This is a genomic window from Nitratireductor sp. ZSWI3 (assembly GCF_024655565.1).
In the GTDB taxonomy this organism is placed as follows: domain Bacteria; phylum Pseudomonadota; class Alphaproteobacteria; order Rhizobiales; family Rhizobiaceae; genus Nitratireductor.
Window position 1 is genome coordinate 21,288 of the sequence record NZ_JANKOF010000036.1, and the last position, 19,716, is coordinate 41,003.

General features: G+C 64.3%; 20 protein-coding genes, 1 tRNA gene and 2 pseudogenes. 14 read left to right on the plus strand and 9 right to left on the minus strand.

Annotation, left to right across the window (positions count from 1 at the left end; all coding sequences use genetic code 11):
* The first annotated feature begins 23 nt into the window (after positions 1-23).
* From NUU27_RS12930 to NUU27_RS12940, 3 genes are read left to right on the plus strand one after another with little or no spacing between them, the layout of a single operon-like run.
* On the plus strand, positions 24-1,289 hold the full coding sequence (locus NUU27_RS12930; protein WP_257762525.1) for a phage major capsid protein: 1,266 nt from the start codon (positions 24-26) through the stop codon (positions 1,287-1,289).
* Between the two features lie 3 nt (positions 1,290-1,292).
* A complete protein-coding gene (locus NUU27_RS12935; RefSeq protein ID WP_257762526.1) occupies positions 1,293-1,820 on the plus strand; it encodes an HK97 family phage prohead protease in 528 nt (175 codons plus the stop codon).
* Positions 1,820-3,037: a phage portal protein gene (locus tag NUU27_RS12940; RefSeq protein WP_257762527.1), complete on the plus strand. Its 1,218-nt coding sequence runs from the start codon at positions 1,820-1,822 to the stop codon at positions 3,035-3,037. Before NUU27_RS12935 ends, NUU27_RS12940 begins: the two co-directional genes overlap by 1 nt.
* A 202-nt stretch (positions 3,038-3,239) precedes the next feature.
* Here the strand turns inward: NUU27_RS12940 and NUU27_RS12945 are convergent, their stop codons facing one another.
* Positions 3,240-3,488: a hypothetical protein gene (locus NUU27_RS12945; RefSeq protein WP_257762528.1), complete on the minus strand. Its 249-nt coding sequence runs from the start codon at positions 3,486-3,488 to the stop codon at positions 3,240-3,242.
* A pseudogene (locus NUU27_RS12950) lies at positions 3,488-3,715 on the minus strand (multiprotein-bridging factor 1 family protein); the annotation flags it as partial. The gene NUU27_RS12945 and the pseudogene NUU27_RS12950, both read right to left, overlap by 1 nt.
* A gap of 91 nt (positions 3,716-3,806) precedes the next feature.
* Between NUU27_RS12950 and NUU27_RS12955 the strand changes: the two are divergent.
* The 5 genes from NUU27_RS12955 to NUU27_RS12975 all read left to right on the plus strand — a co-directional run bounded on the left by NUU27_RS12955 (position 3,807) and on the right by NUU27_RS12975 (position 6,329).
* Positions 3,807-4,064 (plus strand): hypothetical protein, encoded by a 258-nt coding sequence (locus NUU27_RS12955; RefSeq protein WP_257762529.1) that lies wholly within the window; start codon positions 3,807-3,809, stop codon positions 4,062-4,064.
* Entirely contained in the window at positions 4,061-4,339 is a 279-nt protein-coding gene (locus NUU27_RS12960) for a hypothetical protein (RefSeq protein WP_257762530.1), read from the plus strand. Before NUU27_RS12955 ends, NUU27_RS12960 begins: the two co-directional genes overlap by 4 nt.
* A 63-nt stretch (positions 4,340-4,402) precedes the next feature.
* Positions 4,403-4,948 (plus strand): hypothetical protein, encoded by a 546-nt coding sequence (locus tag NUU27_RS12965; protein WP_257762531.1) that lies wholly within the window; start codon positions 4,403-4,405, stop codon positions 4,946-4,948.
* Between the two features lie 122 nt (positions 4,949-5,070).
* A complete protein-coding gene (locus NUU27_RS12970) occupies positions 5,071-5,247 on the plus strand; it encodes a hypothetical protein (RefSeq protein WP_257762532.1) in 177 nt (58 codons plus the stop codon).
* Positions 5,244-6,329 (plus strand): tyrosine-type recombinase/integrase, encoded by a 1,086-nt coding sequence (locus tag NUU27_RS12975; protein WP_257762533.1) that lies wholly within the window; start codon positions 5,244-5,246, stop codon positions 6,327-6,329. The genes NUU27_RS12970 and NUU27_RS12975 overlap by 4 nt, the downstream gene beginning before the upstream one ends.
* A gap of 7 nt (positions 6,330-6,336) precedes the next feature.
* Here NUU27_RS12975 and NUU27_RS12980 read toward each other — a convergent pair.
* The 3 genes from NUU27_RS12980 to NUU27_RS12990 form a co-directional block, all read right to left on the minus strand.
* Positions 6,337-6,412, minus strand: a tRNA-Glu gene (locus NUU27_RS12980).
* Between the two features lie 60 nt (positions 6,413-6,472).
* Positions 6,473-6,868: a VOC family protein gene (locus NUU27_RS12985; protein ID WP_257762534.1), complete on the minus strand. Its 396-nt coding sequence runs from the start codon at positions 6,866-6,868 to the stop codon at positions 6,473-6,475.
* A gap of 2 nt (positions 6,869-6,870) precedes the next feature.
* Entirely contained in the window at positions 6,871-7,230 is a 360-nt protein-coding gene (locus NUU27_RS12990) for a fimbrial protein (RefSeq protein WP_257762535.1), read from the minus strand.
* 36 nt (positions 7,231-7,266) lie between these two features.
* On the opposite strand from NUU27_RS12990, the gene NUU27_RS12995 reads away from it, so the two are divergent.
* Both NUU27_RS12995 and rpoH read left to right on the plus strand, forming a co-directional pair.
* Entirely contained in the window at positions 7,267-8,334 is a 1,068-nt protein-coding gene (locus NUU27_RS12995; RefSeq protein WP_257762536.1) for an RluA family pseudouridine synthase, read from the plus strand.
* Between the two features lie 197 nt (positions 8,335-8,531).
* Positions 8,532-9,455, plus strand: a complete 924-nt coding sequence (gene rpoH, locus NUU27_RS13000) for an RNA polymerase sigma factor RpoH (RefSeq protein ID WP_257762537.1) — start codon at positions 8,532-8,534, stop codon at positions 9,453-9,455.
* 319 nt (positions 9,456-9,774) lie between these two features.
* Here rpoH and NUU27_RS13005 read toward each other — a convergent pair whose 3' ends face one another.
* On the minus strand, positions 9,775-11,277 hold the full coding sequence (locus NUU27_RS13005) for a hypothetical protein (protein WP_257762538.1): 1,503 nt from the start codon (positions 11,275-11,277) through the stop codon (positions 9,775-9,777).
* A gap of 74 nt (positions 11,278-11,351) precedes the next feature.
* Positions 11,352-12,650, minus strand: coding sequence for an adenylosuccinate synthase (locus NUU27_RS13010; RefSeq protein WP_257762539.1), 1,299 nt, complete (start codon positions 12,648-12,650; stop codon positions 11,352-11,354).
* Between the two features lie 236 nt (positions 12,651-12,886).
* On the opposite strand from NUU27_RS13010, the gene NUU27_RS13015 reads away from it, so the two are divergent.
* Positions 12,887-14,062 (plus strand): phosphoserine transaminase, encoded by a 1,176-nt coding sequence (locus NUU27_RS13015; protein ID WP_257762540.1) that lies wholly within the window; start codon positions 12,887-12,889, stop codon positions 14,060-14,062.
* Between the two features lie 76 nt (positions 14,063-14,138).
* Positions 14,139-15,737 carry a phosphoglycerate dehydrogenase gene (serA, locus tag NUU27_RS13020; protein WP_257762541.1) on the plus strand — a complete coding sequence of 533 codons (1,599 nt, stop codon included), beginning with the start codon at positions 14,139-14,141 and terminating at the stop codon, positions 15,735-15,737.
* Between the two features lie 35 nt (positions 15,738-15,772).
* Here the strand turns inward: serA and NUU27_RS13025 are convergent, their stop codons facing one another.
* Entirely contained in the window at positions 15,773-16,684 is a 912-nt protein-coding gene (locus NUU27_RS13025; RefSeq protein WP_257762547.1) for a DMT family transporter, read from the minus strand.
* Positions 16,685-16,987: 303 nt separating this feature from the next.
* Between NUU27_RS13025 and NUU27_RS13030 the strand changes: the two genes are divergently transcribed.
* Positions 16,988-18,352: a sugar transferase gene (locus NUU27_RS13030; protein ID WP_257762542.1), complete on the plus strand. Its 1,365-nt coding sequence runs from the start codon at positions 16,988-16,990 to the stop codon at positions 18,350-18,352.
* A gap of 100 nt (positions 18,353-18,452) precedes the next feature.
* Positions 18,453-19,379 carry a sugar kinase gene (locus NUU27_RS13035; RefSeq protein ID WP_257762543.1) on the plus strand — a complete coding sequence of 309 codons (927 nt, stop codon included), beginning with the start codon at positions 18,453-18,455 and terminating at the stop codon, positions 19,377-19,379.
* A gap of 5 nt (positions 19,380-19,384) precedes the next feature.
* Here NUU27_RS13035 and NUU27_RS13040 read toward each other — a convergent pair.
* Positions 19,385-19,716: pseudogene (locus NUU27_RS13040) on the minus strand (penicillin-binding protein 1C); the annotation flags it as partial.

Here is a 19,716-nt window from a genome sequence, read left to right on the forward strand (position 1 = left end):
AGCAACCAACGGAGAATATGAGAATGCCGAAACTTCACGAACTGCAAGAACAGCGCAGCACCGCCGTCGCGGCCATGCGCGCCATCGCCGACAAGGCGGAGAAGGAAAGCCGCGACTACAGCGACGACGAGAACAAGCGGCACAAGACGCTCAAGGCCGAAATCACCGACCTTGACGCGAAGATCGAGCGCGCCCGCGACCTGGCGGATGCCGAGCGCCATGCGCCGGCCATCGTCCAGGGCAACGGCAAGGATGGCCAGTTCGAGGAACGGGCGCGATCCTTCTCGATCACCAAGGCGATTTCGGCCCGCCTGGGCGATGACGTCGATGCGGGCTTCGAGCGGGAAATCAGCCAGGAGGTCGCGAAGCGATCGGGCCGCAAGTTCGAGGGCATCGCCGTGCCCGACGAGGTGTTCTTCTCCGAGAGGCGCACGCTTCTGGCCGGCTCCAGCGCTGCGGACCTGATTCCGAACGTGCATCGTCCCGACCTGTTCATCGATCGCCTGCGCTCCGCGCTGATCACCGGCCGCCTGGGCGCTACGGTGCTCGACAATCTGGTGGGCGACGTGGACATTCCACGCCAGACGGGCAGCTCCACCGCGCAATGGGTTGCCGAAGATGGCTCGCTCGCCGAGACCGACGCGGCGTTCGATGACGTGAAGCTGACGCCGAAGACGGTCGGCGCCATGACCAGCTTTTCGCGCCGCACCATGATCAACGCCGTTCCGGCGATCGAACAGCTCGTGCGCCGCGATCTGTCCGCCGTCATCGCCAATGCGATCGACGCCGCTGCCCTCCTGGGTGATGGCACCGGCAATACGCCGACCGGCGTGGCGAACACGGCCGGCGTCTTTGCCGGCACGCTGGCAACGCCGGCTTGGGCGGAAGTCTTGGCCATGATTGCCGGTATCCAGATGGACGATGCCGACATCGGTTCGATGGGCTGGGCGATGAACGCCAATGCCGTCGCCAAGCTGCGCAGCACCAACAAGGTTTCTGGCGAGCCCGAGCACGGCTTCCTGATGATGGAGCCGGGCAACCTGGCGGGCTATGCCGTCGCCACCTCGACGGCTCTCCCTGGCGATGCCACGCCGACGCCGGCAACCGTGCTGTTCGGTGCGTTCTCCCAGCTCCTGATCGGCTATTGGAGCGGCACCGACATTCTGGTGAACCCCTACGCGGAAACCGCGTATGCCAAGGGCCGCGTCATGGTGCGCGTCATGCGGGACTGCGATGTGCAGGTGCGCCATGCCGAATCGTTCGCCGTCGCCGAAGACCTGGCGGTGTAAGCGATGACGCGCGAGCAAAGAGCGCTCGTCGCGGAAATTCGGGCCAAGGGGCGGCGGCTGGAAGGCTACGCCGCCACCTTCGGCACCGAAGCCCGGATCGAGGATTTTTCCGAGATCATCGCACCGGGCGCGTTCCGTGACAGCATCGACCGGGGCCGGGATGTCCTCGCCCTGGTCGATCACGACGCCAGGCGCGTGCTAGCCCGCACCAGGTCGGGCACGCTTCGGCTTTCGGAAGACAGCCGGGGCCTCGCCTTCGACCTCGATCTTCCGGACACGAGCTATGGCCGGGACGTGTTGGCCCTGGCCGAACGCGGTGACGTTGGCGGCATGTCGTTTGCCTTCACGGTCGATCCGTCCGGCGAGGAATGGCGCGGCGATCGGCGTGAGCTGCGCAGCGTCACGCTCCACGAAATCAGCGTCGTGTCGGCCTGGCCTGCCTATGACGGCACGATCGTTCACGCGCGCCACCGCGGGCTTGCGCTGCCGCCGCGGCTGGCGGCCGCCCGGAAATGGATGGAGAGCCTTTAATGGGTATCTGGTCACGCTTCATTGGCCGGAAGGGCGAAAGCAGGTCTCAGCCGACGAGCTGGGACTTGCTGGGCACCTTCGGTCTGCCGACGCTCACCGGTCAGATGGTGAGCCCTGCCGTGGTCGAGGGCAACGCCGCCGCCTTTGCGGCCATCACGGTCATCTCCGAGGCGGTCGGCTCTCTGCCCCTGGTGATCTACAAACGGGACGGCGACGGCGTGCGCCAGGCCGAAACCTCGCATCCTGTCGCCAGGCTCTTTGCCGAGGCTCCGAACGATCTGCAAACGCCGGCCGAGCTCGTCACCATGATGATGGCGAATTGCCTGATGCACGGCGCGGCCTATGCGGAGATCGTCCGCGACGGCAACGGCCGGCCGACGGCACTATGGCCGATCCATCCCGGCCAGATCGCCATTGAGAGGATCCTCGGAACCCGCCGCGTCCGCTACCAGGTGAGCGACGAGGTTGGCAGCCGTCGCCTTCTGCCGGGCGAAATCTTCACGATCCGCGATCGCTTCGATGACCCCTTCACGCCGCGCTCGCGGCTCGATCGCGCCCGCGAGGCGCTGGGCGGGGCCGTGGCGACGGAGCGCTTTGCCGCCTCGATATGGCGCAACGGGGCGCGTCTGAGCGGCGTCGTGCAGCATCCCGAGCAGATCGGCCCGGAAGCTGCCAAGACGCTGCGCGAGAGCCTCCAGGCGCTCTATGGCGGTTCGGAGAATGCCGGCCGCATCGCCGTCATCGAGGAAGGCTCGACCTGGAAGGAAATCTCGTCGTCTCCGGTTGACGCCGAACTGAGCGAAGCGCGGCGGCTGGCCGTGCTCGAGGTGGCCCGCATCTTCAACGTTCCGGCCCCACTGCTCAACGAACTCACCAACGCGAATTATTCCAACGTGGTCGAGCTGCGCCGCCAGTTCGCGGCCGGGACCATACAGCCGTGGCTGGTGCGCTGGGAGCAGGCAATCATGCGCGACCTGTTCTCCGAAGCCGGCAGGCGCTCGCACGAAGCCGAGTTCGACATGGACCTGCTGGTGCGCGCCGACTTCCTGCAACGGCTCCAGGGCTACCGCATCGGCCGCGAGGTCGGCCTCTACAGCGCCAACGAGCTGCGCCGGTTCGAGAACCTCAATCCGCGTGACGATGCCGAAGCGAACGCCTATCTGAGCCCGCTTAATATGCAGCGCGAACAGAAGGGCGAGATGAAGGACGACGCATAAGGGTGCGGATATTCCGCACGAGAACGGCATAGGGTTGGCCGCCCAGGGGTGTTTTTCAGCCACCCCGAAAGGCTGGGATCGGACGGACAGTGCCCGGTAGGCTCATGCCGAAAACCCCGTCAGCTCGTGGCCGAGCTCCTTTCTCCCGGCGCGACGAGAGCCAGCGGCCGGGTTGACCACCCGGCGTGGCTGGCATGACCTTCTATGCAGTTGGGTGGTCTTCGTTCGTCGTATCGAGTTTGTTCAACTCCTTCCGAGCTATCGAATGCAGCTCCCAGCTCGACATTCCGCCAGCTAGCAGAAAGAACAGAGCAATAGCCAAGCTCCGTGTTTCAAGCGTCTGCATCGCCGTATAAACCGGCCCTAGACCACCAAGTCCCATGAAGATGAGCGATAATCCATTGAGGTAATTCGCCCTCAGTTTGATTTTTTCTTTTTCGCCTTCAGTCATTTTCTGAGCCTGACGCCTGCACCGCCACCGTTCTCGGGAATGAATTCGATACCAGCATTCTCCAGCGTGGAGCGGAGATCGGCAAGCGTCCTATCATAGGGCGCGCGGCGGTTTGCCTCAAAATTAGCGATCGTGGCTTTCGCCACTTTCGATTCAGCTGCCAGTCGTTCCTGTGACCAACCGATGAGCGCGCGTGCGGCTCGACACTGCGCAGGCGAGAGTGACATTTTTTGACTTACCTTGCACTAATAATGTTGACTTGCCAAATGGTATGACCTTATACCATTAATGCAACATTACCACAACGGAGAAGCTTCGATGCCGAACGACGCCACGCGGGCGACCGCTGAACATTATTCAATGATTACGCTGCCGGAACTCCTTGTCTTTCCGGCCGACCTTCTGGATATCGCCCTCGACAGGTTGAGGACAATTAATCTGGCACTGTCGCCGGATAATACCGGATGGCACGACGATAAAGCTCTCAGGGCTGTGTGGGGCGCACTGAACGGAGTGATTGACGATCTGGAGCATCTACGGAAATCACTCAACGATGTGAAAGGCGGTGCGGAATGAGCGTGAATCTGTACGAGACTGGCCCGTTCCGGCATGTCGTTGATATGGAGGAACCGCTGACCGCCATTCGAGATCTGCTGATGGCCCTATCGATGATCTCGGAGACGCTGGGGAATACACAAGGTATGGTCGTTCAGCGCCTTGCTATGATGGGGTTGAATAGCCTCGATGACGCTGAGGAACTCAGGGGCGAGCTTTTCGATCTCACACATCCAAACCGTGAGAACCTGGAGAGGGAAAGGGAGAAACCCACAGTTGCTGATGGAGCCATTTGAGCAGCAGGTTGACGTCACTTGGAATTTTGATTTAGAAATGCAAATTGAAAAACGAGGGACGTCATGCCACACTCAATTCTCCAGGCCGCTAAGATCGTTGCTGATGCAGCCCAATTGCCGTGGGCACGAGTGCAGAAAGTCTATCGGGAACTTCAGGAGGGTGGGGAGCCCCACCCTTGGCTTCCTAAAAGCTCTGGCCGCAGTGTCTGGGCGGCGCACCCGAATCTCATTGCACACCTGCTAATTGGCCTAGCTTCAGGCAATCTCACTCCACGTGCTGCCTGCGAGGGATTTGCGTATGCAACACTGGTTGGTTCCGACTTCGGAGAGCGGTTTAAAGATCGGCTCGGTGTTCTTGTCAGCACTCCTAACCTGGCCGGGACAATCAAGAAGATCGAGTTTCGACCAGACCTTGAGGATGTTGTTGTTGAGACTCGCGACGGCAAGAGCATTCGATATACTCTTGAGAGCGGACTGCCAGTGCCGATGATTACTACCCGCACCGTGATTGATGGTCAGATGCTGAAGCTCCTTTCGGAGCGAATACAGTTCTCGTCACCAGGTTCTAGTCCGATGATGTTGGCCGACATGAACGTGGGTGAAGAATGATTTTCCACACCCAATTTTCCCCCACCTCTCATGCCCGGCATTGTCCTGGGGACACGGTGATTCTCGCCGCGAGCCCAAGATCCTATCTCCATCGCGCCTCATTGTGGGCGCAGGGGTAGGCCATGGCGAACCGTCCTGCACCGTATACCCAGGCTGACGTGACACGAGCCGTTAAGGGCGCGGTGGCGGCCGGCCTGACGGTGCGGGAAGTAATCGCGACGGTCCAAGGTGTGCGCGTGATCTGCAGCGACGAGAAACCGCGCAAGCCTCAGAATGAATGGGATGAGGTGTGCGAATGAAGCGCCGCAATCCCTACCCCGGTCTCACCCGCGTCGTCGATCGCCATGGAAAGGTGCGCTGGCGGTTTCGCATGAAGGGCAAGCCATCCTGCTACATTCCCGGCGAATATGGCTCAAAGGCGTTCGATGTCGCTTACGAGAGCGCCCGCAAGGGCGAGACGCCAGCGCCTGAACACTCCCTCCGCGCCGACCACGGCACCTTTTCCTGGTTGATCGAGCAATATATGCGCGCGCCGGAATACGAGCGCCTGAACCAGCCCTTCAAGCGCAATCTCCAAGGTGAGATAGAGCGGTTCCGGCGCGAACATGGCGATAAGACCCTTGCCAACCTCCGCCCTCGCCACGTCGAGGGCCTCATCGCCCGAAAGGCCGCAACGCCGGCAGCCGCAAACAAGCTCCTGAAACTCATCCGCCGACTGTGCGTCTTTGCCGTCAAGCGGGAATACATCGCCATCGATCCGACCTACGGTGTCAAGGGCTACAAGGCCAGCGGAGACGGCTACCATACGTGGGACGATGCCGAGATAGCCAAGTTCGAGGGGCACCATGGGACTGCTTCCAAGGCAGTGCTTGCGCTTCGCCTGATGCTCTACACTGGCGCGGCGCGACAGGACGCAGCCGCCATGGGCCGGCAGAATATCAAGAACGGTCGTATCGCGTACCGCCGCCACAAGACCGGTGGCGAGGTTGACTTACCTATCCATCCAGAGCTTGCTGCCGTTCTGGCTGGCGTGCCGGCCGACCGGATGCTGTTCATCACCCATGGAAAGGGTCGAAGCTACAACGCCGCGACCTTCGGCAACTGGTTTCACGACATGTGCGTTGCCGCCGGCCTGACCCATTGCTCACCGCACGGACTCCGCAAGGCCGGGGCAACGAGGCTCGCCAATGCCGGGTGTTCCGAATTTGAGATAATGGCCTTCCTGGGCCACCGGACACCCGCCGAAGCGAAGACGTACACGAAGCGCGCCAACCGGGCCAAGCTCGGCGACTCCGGCATGGCAAAGCTCCTCGGTGTGTCCAACCCCGTCACAAGGTTGGACAATCGCCGCGCCAAGAGGTTGAAACCCAATGGAAAATAAAAATCGCTGGCACTCCCAAGGGGACTCGAACCCCTGTTTCCGCCGTGAGAGGGCGGCGTCCTAGACCGCTAGACGATGGGAGCGCATCAAGAGCCGCGATATAGTCGGCTTCTCGGGCAATTGCAACAACCCTTTTCAACCGATCATGCGATTGGCTGCAAAAGATCCCAGCGGTTGCCGTAAAGATCGCGGAACACGGCGACGATGCCGTAACTTTCCTCGCGCGGCGCCTCGTCAAAAACGACGCCTGCGGCCAGCATGGCACGATGATCGCGCCAGAAATCGTCGGTGTTGAGGAACAGGAAGACGCGGCCACCGGTCTGGTTGCCGACGCTCGCCTGCTGCGCCGGGCCGTCGGCACGCGCCAGGAGCAGGCCATGCCCCGCCTCCCCCGGCGGGGCGACCACCACCCAGCGCTTGCCGCCGCCGAGCGGCGTGTCCTCGACCACCCGGAAGCCGAGCTTGTCGCGGTACCAGGCGAACGCCTCGTCATAATCGGCGACGACGAGCGTCGTCAGGGCGATGCGCCGGCCTGGCATGGCTATCGGCTAATGGCGTAGCGGGCGGCGAGTTGCCCGTTGCGCAGGTCGTAGACGTGGATTTCCTCGCGGCCGCCGGCAAGCTGCAGATGCAGCGAGACGCGCGTCCCGTCGAGCGCCTGCGAGACGATGCGCGCGCCCTGCGGCACGTGGAGCGTGCCCGTCGGTCCGTCGCCCGGCAGCAGGATCGCCTGTTCGGGCTGACCGGCGGGCGATACGGATTTGTAGACAAAAGCGAGCACCACGGCCATAACCGCGGCGAACAATATGGCCAGGTTGATGCCCATAAAGCGGACCAGCTTGCGGCGCACGCGCTCGGCGGCTGGATCCAGCGCCTCCCGGGGCTCGTCTTCCTGTTGCATTGGCTTGGCCATGTCTCACCGTTTGAAAGCAGTCTGATGGGCGATCCTGATAGCGAAGACCTGGAGCAAAGGGAAGGCTTGGGCCAGTGGGAACAGGCCGGCGGCTGGCAAGAGCTGACCGTCGACGAGGCCGCCGCCGGCGAGCGGCTCGACCGCTGGCTGTCGCAGGCCCTGGGCGAGGCGGTGTCGCGCAGCCGCGTGCAGGCACTGATCCGGGCCGGCGCCGTCCGCTGCGGCGATGCGCCGGTGACGGAGCCGAAGCACAAGGTCGCCGCCGGCGAACGCTATGCCCTGGAGGTGCCGGAGGCGGCGCCCGCCGAGCCGCTGCCCGAGCCCATCCCGCTCGACATCCTTTACGAGGACCGGGATCTGGTGGTCGTCAACAAGCCGGCCGGGCTGGTGGTCCACCCGGCGCCCGGCAACTGGTCGGGCACGCTGGTCAACGCGCTGCTGCATCACTGCGGCGAAACGCTGTCGGGAATCGGCGGCGTGCGCCGGCCGGGCATCGTGCACCGGCTCGACCGCGACACCAGCGGCGTGATGGTGGTCGCCAAGACGGATCTGGCGCACCGTGCCCTCTCGGAAGCCTTTGCCGACCATGGCCGCAGCGGCGATCTGGAGCGCGCTTACGACGCGCTGGTGTGGGGAGCGCCCGACCGTCTTTCCGGAACCATCGACGCCCCTCTCGGCCGGCACGCGCAGAGCCGCACGCTGCGGGCCGTCGTGCCCGAGGGGCGCAGCGATGCCCGGCACGCGGTGACGCGCTATCAGGTGAAGAAGCGCTTCGGCTCCGACGGCAGGGGCGGCGCGTTCGCCGCATTGGTCGAGTGCCGCCTGGAAACCGGGCGCACGCATCAGATTCGCGTCCACATGGCCCATATCGGCCATCCGCTGATCGGCGACCAGGACTATGGCCGTGCCTTCCGCACCAAGGTCAATCGCCTGCCCGACGAGGTTCGCCCAACAGTGGCCGCTTTTCACCGTCAGGCTCTGCATGCGCGCCTTCTGGCATTCCGCCATCCGGTGAGCGGGGAATTGATGCGTTTCGAGGCTCCGCCGCCCGCCGATATGAAGGCATTGACAAGGGCGCTTGATATTTTGTAATTATCGGTACAGTAATATCGTTCACTCAATCGTGACGATATGTTGACCTTCTAGAGAAGCTTTAACCGTCGGAAAAAGTTCCTATATGGGATATGGTGCGGTGCATCATTGGATTGGCCGTACTGTCTTCCATCTGCGCAAACGCCAGTTTCAAGGCGTCCCCGCATGAGGGCATATCCGGCAAAGGAGGGTGCTTAATGGCCCAGACATTACCCAGCATCGCTTCGGGCGAAGGCGGGCTGACCCGCTATCTGGAGGAAATCCGCCGTTTCCCCATGCTGCAGCCTGAAGAGGAGTACATGCTCGCGAAGCGCTATTCGGAGCATGACGACACAGAGGCCGCGCACAAGCTCGTCACCAGCCATCTGCGGCTCGTGGCCAAGATCGCCATGGGCTATCGAGGCTATGGCCTGCCGATCGGCGAAGTCATTTCCGAAGGCAATGTCGGCCTGATGCAGGCCGTCAAGAAATTCGAGCCGGAGCGTGGCTTTCGCCTCGCCACCTACGCCATGTGGTGGATCAAGGCCTCGATCCAGGAATACATCCTGCGCTCGTGGAGCCTCGTCAAGATGGGCACGACGGCCAACCAGAAGCGGCTGTTCTTCAACCTGCGCAAGGTGAAGAGCAAGATCCAGGCGCTCGACGACGGCGACCTCAATCCCGAGCAGGTCTCGGAGATCGCCACCCGGCTCAACGTGAGCGAGGAAGAGGTGGTGTCGATGAACCGGCGCCTGTCGGGCGATGCCTCGCTCAACGCCCCGATCCGCGCGACCGAAGGCGAATCGGGCGAATGGCAGGATTGGCTCGTCGACGATTCGGAGAGCCAGGAGGACATGCTCATCGAGCAGGACGAGCTGGAAACCCGCCGCCGCATGCTCGGCGACGCCCTGTCCGTCCTCAACGATCGCGAGAAGCGCATCTTCCAGGCCCGCCGGCTTGCCGAAGACCCGCTGACGCTCGAGGAACTTTCGAGCGAGTTCGACATCAGCCGGGAGCGCGTCCGGCAGATCGAGGTGCGGGCCTTCGAAAAGGTTCAGGAAGCGGTGCAGAATTCGGCACGCGAGCAGGCGCTCGCCGCCAGGGCGATGGCCGCCGAAGCGCATCGGCAGGCCGGCGTCTGACACGGGGTCGGCGCATCGGCACGATGCGCCGCTTCAACGGCTGACAAGCCGCAGCAATCGATAAGCCCGCCGCGGGAAACCCCGGGGCGGGCTTTTTTCATCGCTTGTCGCATTTTGCAGTCAGGTGGAAACACCTGACGCCCGCATAAATGCGAAACTAAAGAGATAGAGCCTCCTTAGTGCGTCCCGAAAGACGCACGGCGCTCTAGATCGCGATGATTTTGGATTGAATCAATCCAAAATCATAAACGCGATCGTTTTCAAGGAGTTAGAGCGGGATGCGGGCGGAAAACCGCTTCACACTTTTCCTCATCCCGCTCTAGCCGCTGGAAGCGTTCTGCCAGGCGCTCAGGACGTCGCTGAAGATCTTGTCGCCGGGAATGCCCTTTTCGATGGTGATCAGCGCCCGGCGGCCCGATTTGTAGACCACGGGGATGTCGATCCAGCTTTGCCGGCGCAGCAGCAGCGTGTTGGTCTCCGTGTCGGCCCTGCTGTCGCTCAGCGCGACGAGGAAGAAGCCGTCGGCGATCTTCGCCGGAATGCCGAGCAGCGGATTGCCGGTGTCCTGCTCCGAACGCTTCATCGACACGCGCAGCACGTTGTCGATGCCGCCGCCGTCGAAATCGTCGGGCGTCAGGAAGATGATCTCGACGATGTGGCTGGCCGGCAGCGACTGGTCCGCGTTGCGGCGGATCGTCATCTTCATCTGCAGGTTCTTTTCCGGAACCGTAGCCTCGGCCCGGATGGCGGGCTCCGGCGGCAGGTCGTTGCCGGGCGATTCCTGCACCACCGACCAGACGACGGAGCCCGGATCGGCCGAGCCCTGCGAGACGTTGGTGCGTTCCTCGTAATAGATTGCCTTCTGCCCCACCGGCAGCGCCTGCTCGGTCGAGCCGCCTGCCACCGGAGCCGCGCCGTTTCCGGCTGCCGGCGTATCGCTCGCCGGCGCCTGATTGGACCCCGGGACGGTCGCCTGGGCCACCGATGTGCCCTCGCCGAGCCCGGGTTCGCCGTCCGCCGGTCCCTCGTCGACCTCCTGGCCGTCCGGCAGCAGGCGCTGGGTGAACTTGCGCTGCGGCTCCGGCTCGGTCGCCGTCTGCGCGGCACCGCTTTCGCCGGCATCCGGCGGCGTGCCGCCGGCCGGTGTCTCCGCCGGCTGGCCGTTGCCCGTTTCCGTGGCCGTCTGCGGAGGCTTCTCGAAATTGGCGACGCGGACGAGCTCGTCCCAGAAGAACCAGACGCCGGCCGCCGCCAGCGCGACGAGCGCGACGACGATGATGGGCGCGGTCCTGCGGGGCGCCTTCGTGCTGCGCCGGCGGATCGTCCGCGGCGGAGGGGCCGCGTCCGCACCCGGGTCCGCTTCGTCGTCGGCCGCCTCCGGAGCATCCTCATGGGGAAGATGCCCAAAGGACGTCTCGTTGGTCGCGAATGCCGGCTCGTCCTGCCGGTCGCCGTTCTCCTCGTCACCCGTCTCGGCGGGATCGGAGCCCGCGAAGGAAGCGGGCTGGACCGGCTCGGGCGAAGCCGCGGGCTGCGGTGGCGTCACGGGATCGACATCGAGCTCTGCGAAGATGTGCTCGAGTTCGTCTTCTTGGGCGACCTCCGCCTCGGGCTCGGCATAGTCGGCCTCGACGGCAGCGATGGCGTCTTCGAGCAGCTTACGCTGGCGCTCGGCTGCGGCGGCCGGCGGCGGCGGATTGATCGCGGCCAGCTTCGCCTCGATCGTCGCCCGGGCCTTCTGATAGATCTTCTCGCGCGCTTCGGGCGTGTTCTCCTTCAGCGCGTCGATCGTCTTCTTCAGAACCGCAGAAAAATCCGCCATGCCTTGTCTAACCCGTTCCACTCAATTTTACGCGCAGCCGCCCGACGGATACGCAAAGCAGTCAGTCCGCGAAACTAGTCTTGAAACGGGTCCGTAACAAGTATCGCGTCCTCGCGCTCCGGGCTGGTCGACAAGATCGCCACCGGCGCGCCGATCAGCTCTTCCACGTGGCGGACATACTTGACCGCCTGTGCCGGCAGGTCCGCCCATTTGCGGGCGCCCCTGGTGGTTTCCTTCCAGCCTTCCAGCGTCCCGTAGATCGGCTCGAGCCGCGCCTGGGCGCCCTGCCCGGCGGGCAGATAGTCGATCACCTCGCCGTCAAGCCGGTAGCCGGTGCAGATCTTGATCTCGTCCAGGCCATCGAGCACGTCGAGCTTGGTCAGTGCGATGCCGCTCATGCCGTTGGTCACCACCGCCTGACGCACCAGGACGGCGTCGAACCAGCCGCAGCGGCGCTTGCGCCCTGTCACGGTGCCGAATTCATGACCTCGCGTGCCGAGAAAATCGCCGATCTCGTTGTCCTGCTCCGTCGGGAACGGCCCCTCGCCGACACGCGTCGTGTAGGCCTTGGTGATGCCGAGCACGTAATCGACCGAGCCCGGTCCGAGGCCGACGCCGGTCGCCGCCTGGCCGGCGACGGTGTTGGAGGAGGTGACGAAGGGATAGGTGCCGTGGTCGATGTCAAGCATGGTGCCCTGGGCGCCCTCGAACAGGATGCGCTGACCGGCCCGGCGCGCCTCCTCGAGGATCTTCCAGACCCGGTCGACGAAGGGCAGGATCCTGTCGGCGACCGAGGTCAGCTCGTCCATGATCGCCTGATGCGTCACTTCCGCATGGCCGAGCCCGCGGCGCAGCGCATTGTGATGCGTCAGCAACCGGTCGACCTTCATCGGTAGCGTGTCGATGTTTGCCAGATCCATAACCCTGATGGCGCGACGGCCGACCTTGTCCTCGTAAGCCGGTCCGATGCCGCGCCGCGTTGTGCCGATCTTGGTGCCCGAATTGGAGGCCGCATCTTCGCGGAACCCGTCGAGCTCCCTGTGCAGCGACAGGATAAGCGCCGTGTTTTCGGCGATTTTCAGGCGATCCGGCGTGATGGTGATGCCCTGCTCGGCGAGCCGGCCCATCTCGGCGACGAAGGCATGCGGGTCGAACACCACGCCGTTGCCGATCACCGAAAGCTTGCCGGGCCGCACCACGCCGGAAGGCAGCAGCGAGAGCTTGTAGCTCACGCCGTCGATCACCAGCGTGTGACCGGCATTGTGCCCGCCCTGGAAGCGCGCCACCACATCGGCCCGCTCCGACAGCCAGTCGACGATCTTGCCCTTGCCCTCGTCGCCCCACTGTGAACCGACGACCACCACATTTGCCATGAAAACTTCCTTCCCGGCACAACGTCCGGCGGGTGCTCCGCCAGGATGACTGTGAAAACGAAACGCCTCTATAGAGCCTGAAGCGCCGCGAGGGAACCATGCGCGGCACACGGTCGCGCGAAAACCGCCCGTCTTCCCGCCGCGCGGCCTTGACTGGCGGCCCGCGAAGGCGTAACGCCGTCCGTGGGCCACCTCTCCCCACCGAGAGGCGTGCTATCTGAGAGGATAGGAACATCATGACCACACTGCCGAAGCCGGACAAGCGTCCGGCCAATCCCCAATTCTCATCCGGTCCCTGCACCAAGCGTCCCGGCTGGACGCTCGAAGCGCTTTCCGACGCCGCACTCGGCCGTTCGCATCGCGCCGCCATCGGCAAGGAAAAGCTTGCCCGGGCCATCGATCTCACCCGTGAAGTGCTCGAAGTGCCGGCCGATTACCGCATCGGCATCGTGCCGGCTTCCGACACCGGCGCCGTCGAAATGGCGCTGTGGTCGCTGCTCGGCGAACGCGGCGTCGACATGGTTGCCTGGGAGTCCTTCGGCGCCGGCTGGGTGACCGACGTGCTCAAGCAGCTGAAGCTGGCCGACATGCGCCGCTTCGAGGCAGGCTACGGCGATCTTCCGGATCTCGCCCAGGTCGATTTCGACCGTGACGTGGTCTTCACCTGGAACGGCACCACCTCCGGCGTGCGTGTCCCGAACGGCGATTTCATCCCTGCCGACCGCAAGGGCCTGACGATCTGCGACGCCACCTCGGCGGCATTCGCACAGAAGCTGGCCTTCGACAAGCTCGACGTCGTCACCTTCTCCTGGCAGAAGGTGCTGGGCGGCGAGGCCGCGCACGGCATGATCATCCTGTCGCCGCGCGCCGTTGCGCGCCTCGAGAGCTACACGCCGGCCTGGCCGCTGCCGAAGATCTTCCGCATGACCAAGGGCGGCAAGCTCATCGAGGGCATCTTCAAGGGCGAGACGATCAACACCCCCTCGATGCTGTGCGTCGAGGATTACATCGACGCGCTGGAATGGGCCCGGTCCGTGGGCGGGCTGCAAGGGCTGATCGGCCGCGCCGACGCCAATTTCGCCGTCATCGACCACTTCGTCGGCGAGAGCAAGTGGCTCGACCATCTGGCCAAGGTGCCCGAGACCCGCTCCAACACCTCCGTCTGCCTGTCGATCGTCGATCCCGACGTGACGGCGCTCGATGCCGCCGGCCAGGCCGCCTTCGCCAAGGGCATGGTCTCGCTGCTCGCCAAGGAGGGTGTGGCGCAAGACATCGGCCACTACCGCGATGCGCCTCCCGGATTGCGCATCTGGGCCGGCGCCACGGTCGAGGCCGCGGATCTCGAAGCGCTCATGCCTTGGCTCGACTGGGCCTTCGAGGCGCAGAAATCGGCGCTCAAGGCAGCCGCCTAGGCTTTTTTCACGCAACATGCGGCTCCGTTCGCCGGAGCCGCCGTCTTTCCCATTTCACCGATCAAAGGAGGCTCCCATGGCGCCCCGCGTACTCGTATCCGACAAACTGTCGCCCACCGCCGTCGAAATCTTCAGGGACCGCGGCGTCGAGGTCGACTATCTGCCCGACCTCGGCAAGGACAAGGAAAAGCTGCTTTCCGTCATCGACCAGTATGACGGCCTCGCCATCCGCTCGGCGACCAAGGTCACCGAGAAGCTGATCGCCGCCGCCACCAACCTGAAGGTGATCGGCCGCGCCGGCATCGGTGTCGACAATGTCGACATCCCGGCCGCCTCGCGGCGCGGCATCATCGTCATGAACACGCCGTTCGGCAATTCCATCACCACCGCCGAGCATGCCATCGCCATGCTGTTCGCGGTGGCGCGCCAGATCCCCGAGGCCAATGCGTCCACGCATGCCGGCAAGTGGGAGAAGAACCGCTTCATGGGCGTCGAGATCACCGGCAAGACGCTCGGCGTGATCGGCTGCGGCAACATCGGCTCCGTCGTCGCCATGCGCGCCATCGGGCTGAAGATGCACGTCATCGCCTTCGACCCGTTCCTTTCGGTCGAGCGCGCCGGCGAGCTCGGCGTCGAGAAGGTGGAGCTCGACGAGCTCTTCGCCCGTGCCGACTTCATCACCCTGCACACGCCGCTGACCGACAAGACGCGCGGCGTCATCAACAAGGACGCGATCGCCAGGATGAAGGACGGCGTGCGCATCATCAACTGCGCGCGCGGCGGCCTGATCGTCGAGGCCGACCTTGTGGAAGCGCTGAAGGCCGGCAAGGTCGCCGGCGCCGGCATCGACGTGTTCGAGGTCGAGCCGGCGACGCAGAACGAGCTGTTCGATCTGCCCAACGTGGTCTGCACGCCGCATCTCGGCGCCTCCACCACCGAGGCTCAGGAGAACGTCGCCCTGCAGGTCGCCGAGCAGATGGCTGATTATCTGGTCAAGGGCGCCGTCACCAACGCCATCAACATGCCTTCGATCACGGCCGAGGAAGCGCCGCGCCTGAAGCCGTTCATCAAGCTTGCCGAAGTGCTCGGCGCTTTCGTCGGCCAGGTGACGGACGAGCCCATCGAGGAAGTCGAGATCCTGTTCGACGGCGCCACCGCCGACATGAACCGGCGCGCGCTCATCAGCGCCGCCCTTGCCGGCCTGATCCGCCCGCAGGTCTCCGACGTCAACATGGTGTCGGCGCCGATCATGGCCAAGGAACGCGGCATCATCCTGTCGGAGATCAAGCGCGACAAGACCGGCGTCTTCGACGGCTACATCAAGCTGACGGTGAAGACCTCGGCCAAGACGCGGACGATCGCCGGCACCTGCTTCTCCGACGGCAAGCCGCGCTTCATCCAGATCAAGGGCATCAATCTCGACGCCGAGGTGGGCGAGCACATGCTCTACACCACCAATTACGACGTGCCCGGCATCATCGGCATTCTCGGCGGCATATGCGCCAAGCACGAGGTCAACATCGCCAACTTCCAGCTCGGCCGCAACCGGCCGGGCGGCGACGCGATCGCCCTGCTCTATCTCGATGCTCCGTTCCCGCCGCAGGTGCTCGAGGAGCTGCGCTCCAACCAGGCGATCTTGTCCGCCAAGCCGCTGCGTTTCGACGTCACGATCTGACGGAAACCCCGTTCGGGAAAACGACGATGCCGGCGCTACGCGCCGGCACGCGTGTTGAGGGCCGCCATCTTGCGCCCGCTGTGCTCGGCGATCCAGATGCCGCCGAGGACCAGCGTCAGCGCCAGCGCATGGTAGAGGTAGAACGCCTCGCCCAGGATGACGATCGACAGCAGCGTGCCGAAGATCGGCACGAGGTTGATGAACAGGCCTGCGCGGTTTCCGCCGATCATCTCGTTGCTGCGGATGTAGAGCGCCTGCGCGAGGACCGAGGGGAAGAGAGCCGCATAGAAAAGCACCAGCCAGCCCTGGAGGTCCGGCAGGATCAGCCGGTCGGTCGCCGTCTCCCAGGCCAGCAGCGGCAGCGAGGCGAACAGCGCGGAAAGCGACAGGATGAACATCAGGCTGAGCCAGTGGATGTTCGGCTTGAGCCTCAATCCCACCGTATAGCCCGCATAGAGCAGCACGGCGACGAGCATCAGCGCGTCGCCGAAATTGACGTCCAGGTCCCGGAGCCGGGTGATGTCGCCATGGCTCGCCACCAGCGCGACGCCGACCAGCGACAGCATGAAGCCGAGGATCTGCAGCGGCGTCACATGCACGCGGAACAGGATGAAATTGGCCACGAAGATGACCATCGGGATGGCGCCCTGCTCGATCGCGATGTTGATGGCCGATGTGTACTGCGCCGAACTGTAGAACAGCGCGTTGAACCCCGTGAAACCGAGAGCCCCGAGCGCCGCCAGCAGCGGCAGGTTCGCCCGGATGGCCGGCCAGTCGCGCTTGAGATGCGGATGGGCGAAACCGTAGATCAGCACAACGCCGATGACCCAGCGCAGCGTCGTCAGCATCATCGGCGAGATATGCCCCACCGCAAGGCGGCCTGCGACCGCGTTGCCGCCCCAGAAGAGCATGGTCAGGCAAAGAAGTGTGTAGGCGTTGCGATACATCGATCCCAAATGAAACTATCCGGAGCCGGCCCGATAGAGCCTTTTGCACGAATCGTAAATGCCAGCCGCTTTAAATTGACGTCACGACTGTTGCTTTTTGTCGAAAGCTCCGGTTTCCATCACTTTGGACGATCACGAATCACGGTCATCATCCGGTTTCGAACACTTTGTCTCTGCGGGCCAGAAAAACATGTTGCACTACGCGGAGGAATTATGAATCTGGAAACTAAAAGGTTGTGATAACACCGGAACTCAACCTTTAAGTGAAGACCCGGATTGCTTGTGGTCAGGACCCGAACCGCATTGAAGCACACCCCCAGGAACGCAAGGAAAAAGCAGGAAGGCGGATCGGCCGCTCGAAAGAGCGCCGGCGAACGCGCCGACCGCACCGAATCCAGCCCCAACCTCGGCGATCTGCTTGGTCAGGGGGCTTCGGTGCGCCGCTATCGGTCGTTGCGTTATCTCAAGCCGATGCTTCCGGAAATCCTCGTCGCCGGCGTCCTGCAGTCGCTGGCCTATACCGCATTTATTCTCGATGCCGGCCGGAACGATTGGGACAACCTCGCCATCGTCTGCACGGTCCTGTTCCTGCTGCCGGTGGTGATCGCGCTGGCGCTTCTGGGCCTGCGCAGGCAGCAATATCCCTTCACGGTCGCCGTCTTCGTCACCCTGGTGTTCTTCAACGCCGCCGTGGCGATGCTGTCGGCGGCGCGCATCCCCATCAGCTACAAGGGGCTCCTGTGCGCCTACCCGATCATCACCATCGCGATGGTCTTCGCCAATCTGCGGCTGCGGCGCTCCCTTGAAGACCGCGTCGCGCTCCTGCAGTTTCCCGACGTGCAGCGGGCCAGCATGCTGCTCGGCGGAAACGTCGTCATCATCCGCGACAAGGACACCGACCTCAGCCTGTTCGATCGCATCCTGATCGACAGCGAGACCCATCACCATCCCGAGTGGTCCGCCTTTCTGACCCGCGCCTATATGGTGGGTGCCGAGATCACGCCATGGATCAGCTTCCTCGAGATGCGGCGCGGGCGGGTGGATGTCGAGGCGTTCGACGTCTCGCATCTGGCCTACAGCCCGAGCCAGATCTACTACTCCAAGGCCAAGCGCGTCCTCGACATCTTCGCCGTGCTGGTCACCGCGCCTCTGACGGTGCCTCTGGCGATCCTGATCTGGTTCTACATCCGGGCACTCGACGGAGGCCCCGCCCTGTTCGTGCAGTCGCGCCGCGGCTATGCCGGCCGGTCTTTCAACATGTTGAAGTTCCGCACCATGCACCACGGCCGCCACACGGGCACGACGCGCGAGAACGACGATCGGATCATCAGGGGATGCGGCTTCCTGCGGCGCCTTCGCCTCGACGAACTGCCGCAGCTTCTCAACATCTGGCGTGGCGAGATGAGTCTTGTCGGCCCGCGGCCCGTGGCCGAATATGTGGCGCAGGCAAGCGAGGCGGCGGAGCCCAAATTCATCCACCGCTCGCTGGTCGTTCCAGGGATCACCGGCTGGGCGCAGGTCAATTCCGGCTATGCCGAGACCACCCGCGAGGAGATCGACAAGCTCTCCTACGACCTCTACTACATCAAGCATCTTTCGATCGACCTGGACATCCTGATCATCCTCTCGACGATCAGCACCGTCCTGTTCGGCCGCGGCGCGCGCTGAACGCGGCGGGCGGAAGTGCCCGCACGATCGCCATTCACCAATGGCGCGGGATCGCCTAAACAGAAGCCGACGCGGCCGAGCAAGGGAGAGAAGCACAGTCATGTCCGATCCGAAGATCATCTGCATGGGCGAACCGATGGTCGAGTTCAACCAGGTCGACGACAGCGGTCGCTATCTCTTCGGCCATGGCGGCGATACGTCGAACACGGCGATCGCCGCCGCCCGCGCCGGCGCTTCCGTCGGCTATTTCACCGCGCTGGGGGCGGATGAGTTCGGCGACAGCTTCGTTCGGCTATGGACCGAGAACGGCGTCGACGCCTCGCAGGTGATCCGCAACGCCGACGCGCACACCGGCGTCTACTTCGTCACGCATGGCGAAAACGGCCATGTCTTCTCCTATCTGCGCAAGGGTTCGGCGGCGAGCCGCGTGACGCCGAGAGACGTGCCGCGCGCCTATATCGAGCAGGCGGACATCCTGCATGTCTCCGGCATCTCGATGGCGATCGGCGTGGATGCCTGCGATGCCGTGCTGGAAGCGATCGACATCGCGCGGGCGGCCGGCACGAAGGTCTCCTTCGACACCAATCTGCGCTTGAAGCTGTGGCCGATAGAGCGCGCCCGTGCGCTGACCGAGGCGGCGATGCGCAAGGCCGACATTGCCCTGCCCGGGCTGGAGGACGCCGAACAGCTGGTCGGCATCAGCGATCCCGACGCCATCGCCGACCACTATCTCGGCCTCGGCGCCGGCGTCGTCGCGCTCACCCTCGGCAAGGAAGGCTGCCTGGTGGCGACCGCGGACGAGCGCCGCCGGGTGCCGGGCATCACGGTCGACGCGGTGGACGCCACTGGAGCGGGCGATACGTTCGACGGCAATTTCCTCGCCGAGTTCCATCGCCATGGCGACCCGTTCGAGGCGGCGCGCTATGCCAATGCCGCCGCCGCCCTGTCGACCTGCGGCTATGGTGCGGTGGCACCGATGCCATGGCGCGAGAAGGTGCTCGAGGCGCTGCTGCGTTCAGGCGGGTAGGCCGATCACTCTAGGAACACGCGGACGCTCGCCGTGCGCCCGGCGGCGTCGATGACCGTGAGCGTCGAGGCGCCGCCGCCATCCGGCGTCCAGGAGGCTGTGCGGCGGCGAAAGGCCTCCGGCAGCGGCTCGCCATTGGCGAGCCATCGGAACGGCGCCCGCCCTCCGTTGATCTTGAGGGCCAGCGGCATCCTGGCGTCGCCGCCGCGAAGGCCGAGATCGATGCGCGCCCCCGACGGCGGAAAGACGATCTCCGGCGCCGGCTCGGTCGGCGCGCCGGGCGCACGACCGCCCTCGGACGACGAGAAGCGGCGCAGCGGAAACGGCAGCTCCGCCG

Excerpts from the sequence above, each read along its gene's own strand:
- NUU27_RS12945 (WP_257762528.1), bottom strand. The coding sequence starts at position 3,488 with ATGACTGAAGGCGAAAAAGAAAAAATCAAACTGAGGGCGAATTACCTC.
- NUU27_RS12955 (WP_257762529.1), top strand. The coding sequence starts at position 3,807 with ATGCCGAACGACGCCACGCGGGCGACCGCTGAACATTATTCAATGATT.
- NUU27_RS12990 (WP_257762535.1), bottom strand. The coding sequence starts at position 7,230 with ATGCAACAGGAAGACGAGCCCCGGGAGGCGCTGGATCCAGCCGCCGAG.
- NUU27_RS13025 (WP_257762547.1), bottom strand. The coding sequence starts at position 16,684 with ATGTATCGCAACGCCTACACACTTCTTTGCCTGACCATGCTCTTCTGG.
- NUU27_RS12965 (WP_257762531.1), top strand. The coding sequence starts at position 4,403 with ATGCCACACTCAATTCTCCAGGCCGCTAAGATCGTTGCTGATGCAGCC.
- NUU27_RS12960 (WP_257762530.1), top strand. The coding sequence starts at position 4,061 with ATGAGCGTGAATCTGTACGAGACTGGCCCGTTCCGGCATGTCGTTGAT.
- NUU27_RS12930 (WP_257762525.1), top strand. The coding sequence starts at position 24 with ATGCCGAAACTTCACGAACTGCAAGAACAGCGCAGCACCGCCGTCGCG.
- NUU27_RS13035 (WP_257762543.1), top strand. The coding sequence starts at position 18,453 with ATGTCCGATCCGAAGATCATCTGCATGGGCGAACCGATGGTCGAGTTC.
- NUU27_RS13010 (WP_257762539.1), bottom strand. The coding sequence starts at position 12,650 with ATGGCAAATGTGGTGGTCGTCGGTTCACAGTGGGGCGACGAGGGCAAG.
- NUU27_RS12985 (WP_257762534.1), bottom strand. The coding sequence starts at position 6,868 with ATGCCAGGCCGGCGCATCGCCCTGACGACGCTCGTCGTCGCCGATTAT.
- NUU27_RS12940 (WP_257762527.1), top strand. The coding sequence starts at position 1,820 with ATGGGTATCTGGTCACGCTTCATTGGCCGGAAGGGCGAAAGCAGGTCT.
- NUU27_RS13005 (WP_257762538.1), bottom strand. The coding sequence starts at position 11,277 with ATGGCGGATTTTTCTGCGGTTCTGAAGAAGACGATCGACGCGCTGAAG.
- rpoH (WP_257762537.1), top strand. The coding sequence starts at position 8,532 with ATGGCCCAGACATTACCCAGCATCGCTTCGGGCGAAGGCGGGCTGACC.
- NUU27_RS12970 (WP_257762532.1), top strand. The coding sequence starts at position 5,071 with ATGGCGAACCGTCCTGCACCGTATACCCAGGCTGACGTGACACGAGCC.
- NUU27_RS12995 (WP_257762536.1), top strand. The coding sequence starts at position 7,267 with ATGGGCGATCCTGATAGCGAAGACCTGGAGCAAAGGGAAGGCTTGGGC.
- NUU27_RS12935 (WP_257762526.1), top strand. The coding sequence starts at position 1,293 with ATGACGCGCGAGCAAAGAGCGCTCGTCGCGGAAATTCGGGCCAAGGGG.
- serA (WP_257762541.1), top strand. The coding sequence starts at position 14,139 with ATGGCGCCCCGCGTACTCGTATCCGACAAACTGTCGCCCACCGCCGTC.
- NUU27_RS12975 (WP_257762533.1), top strand. The coding sequence starts at position 5,244 with ATGAAGCGCCGCAATCCCTACCCCGGTCTCACCCGCGTCGTCGATCGC.
- NUU27_RS13015 (WP_257762540.1), top strand. The coding sequence starts at position 12,887 with ATGACCACACTGCCGAAGCCGGACAAGCGTCCGGCCAATCCCCAATTC.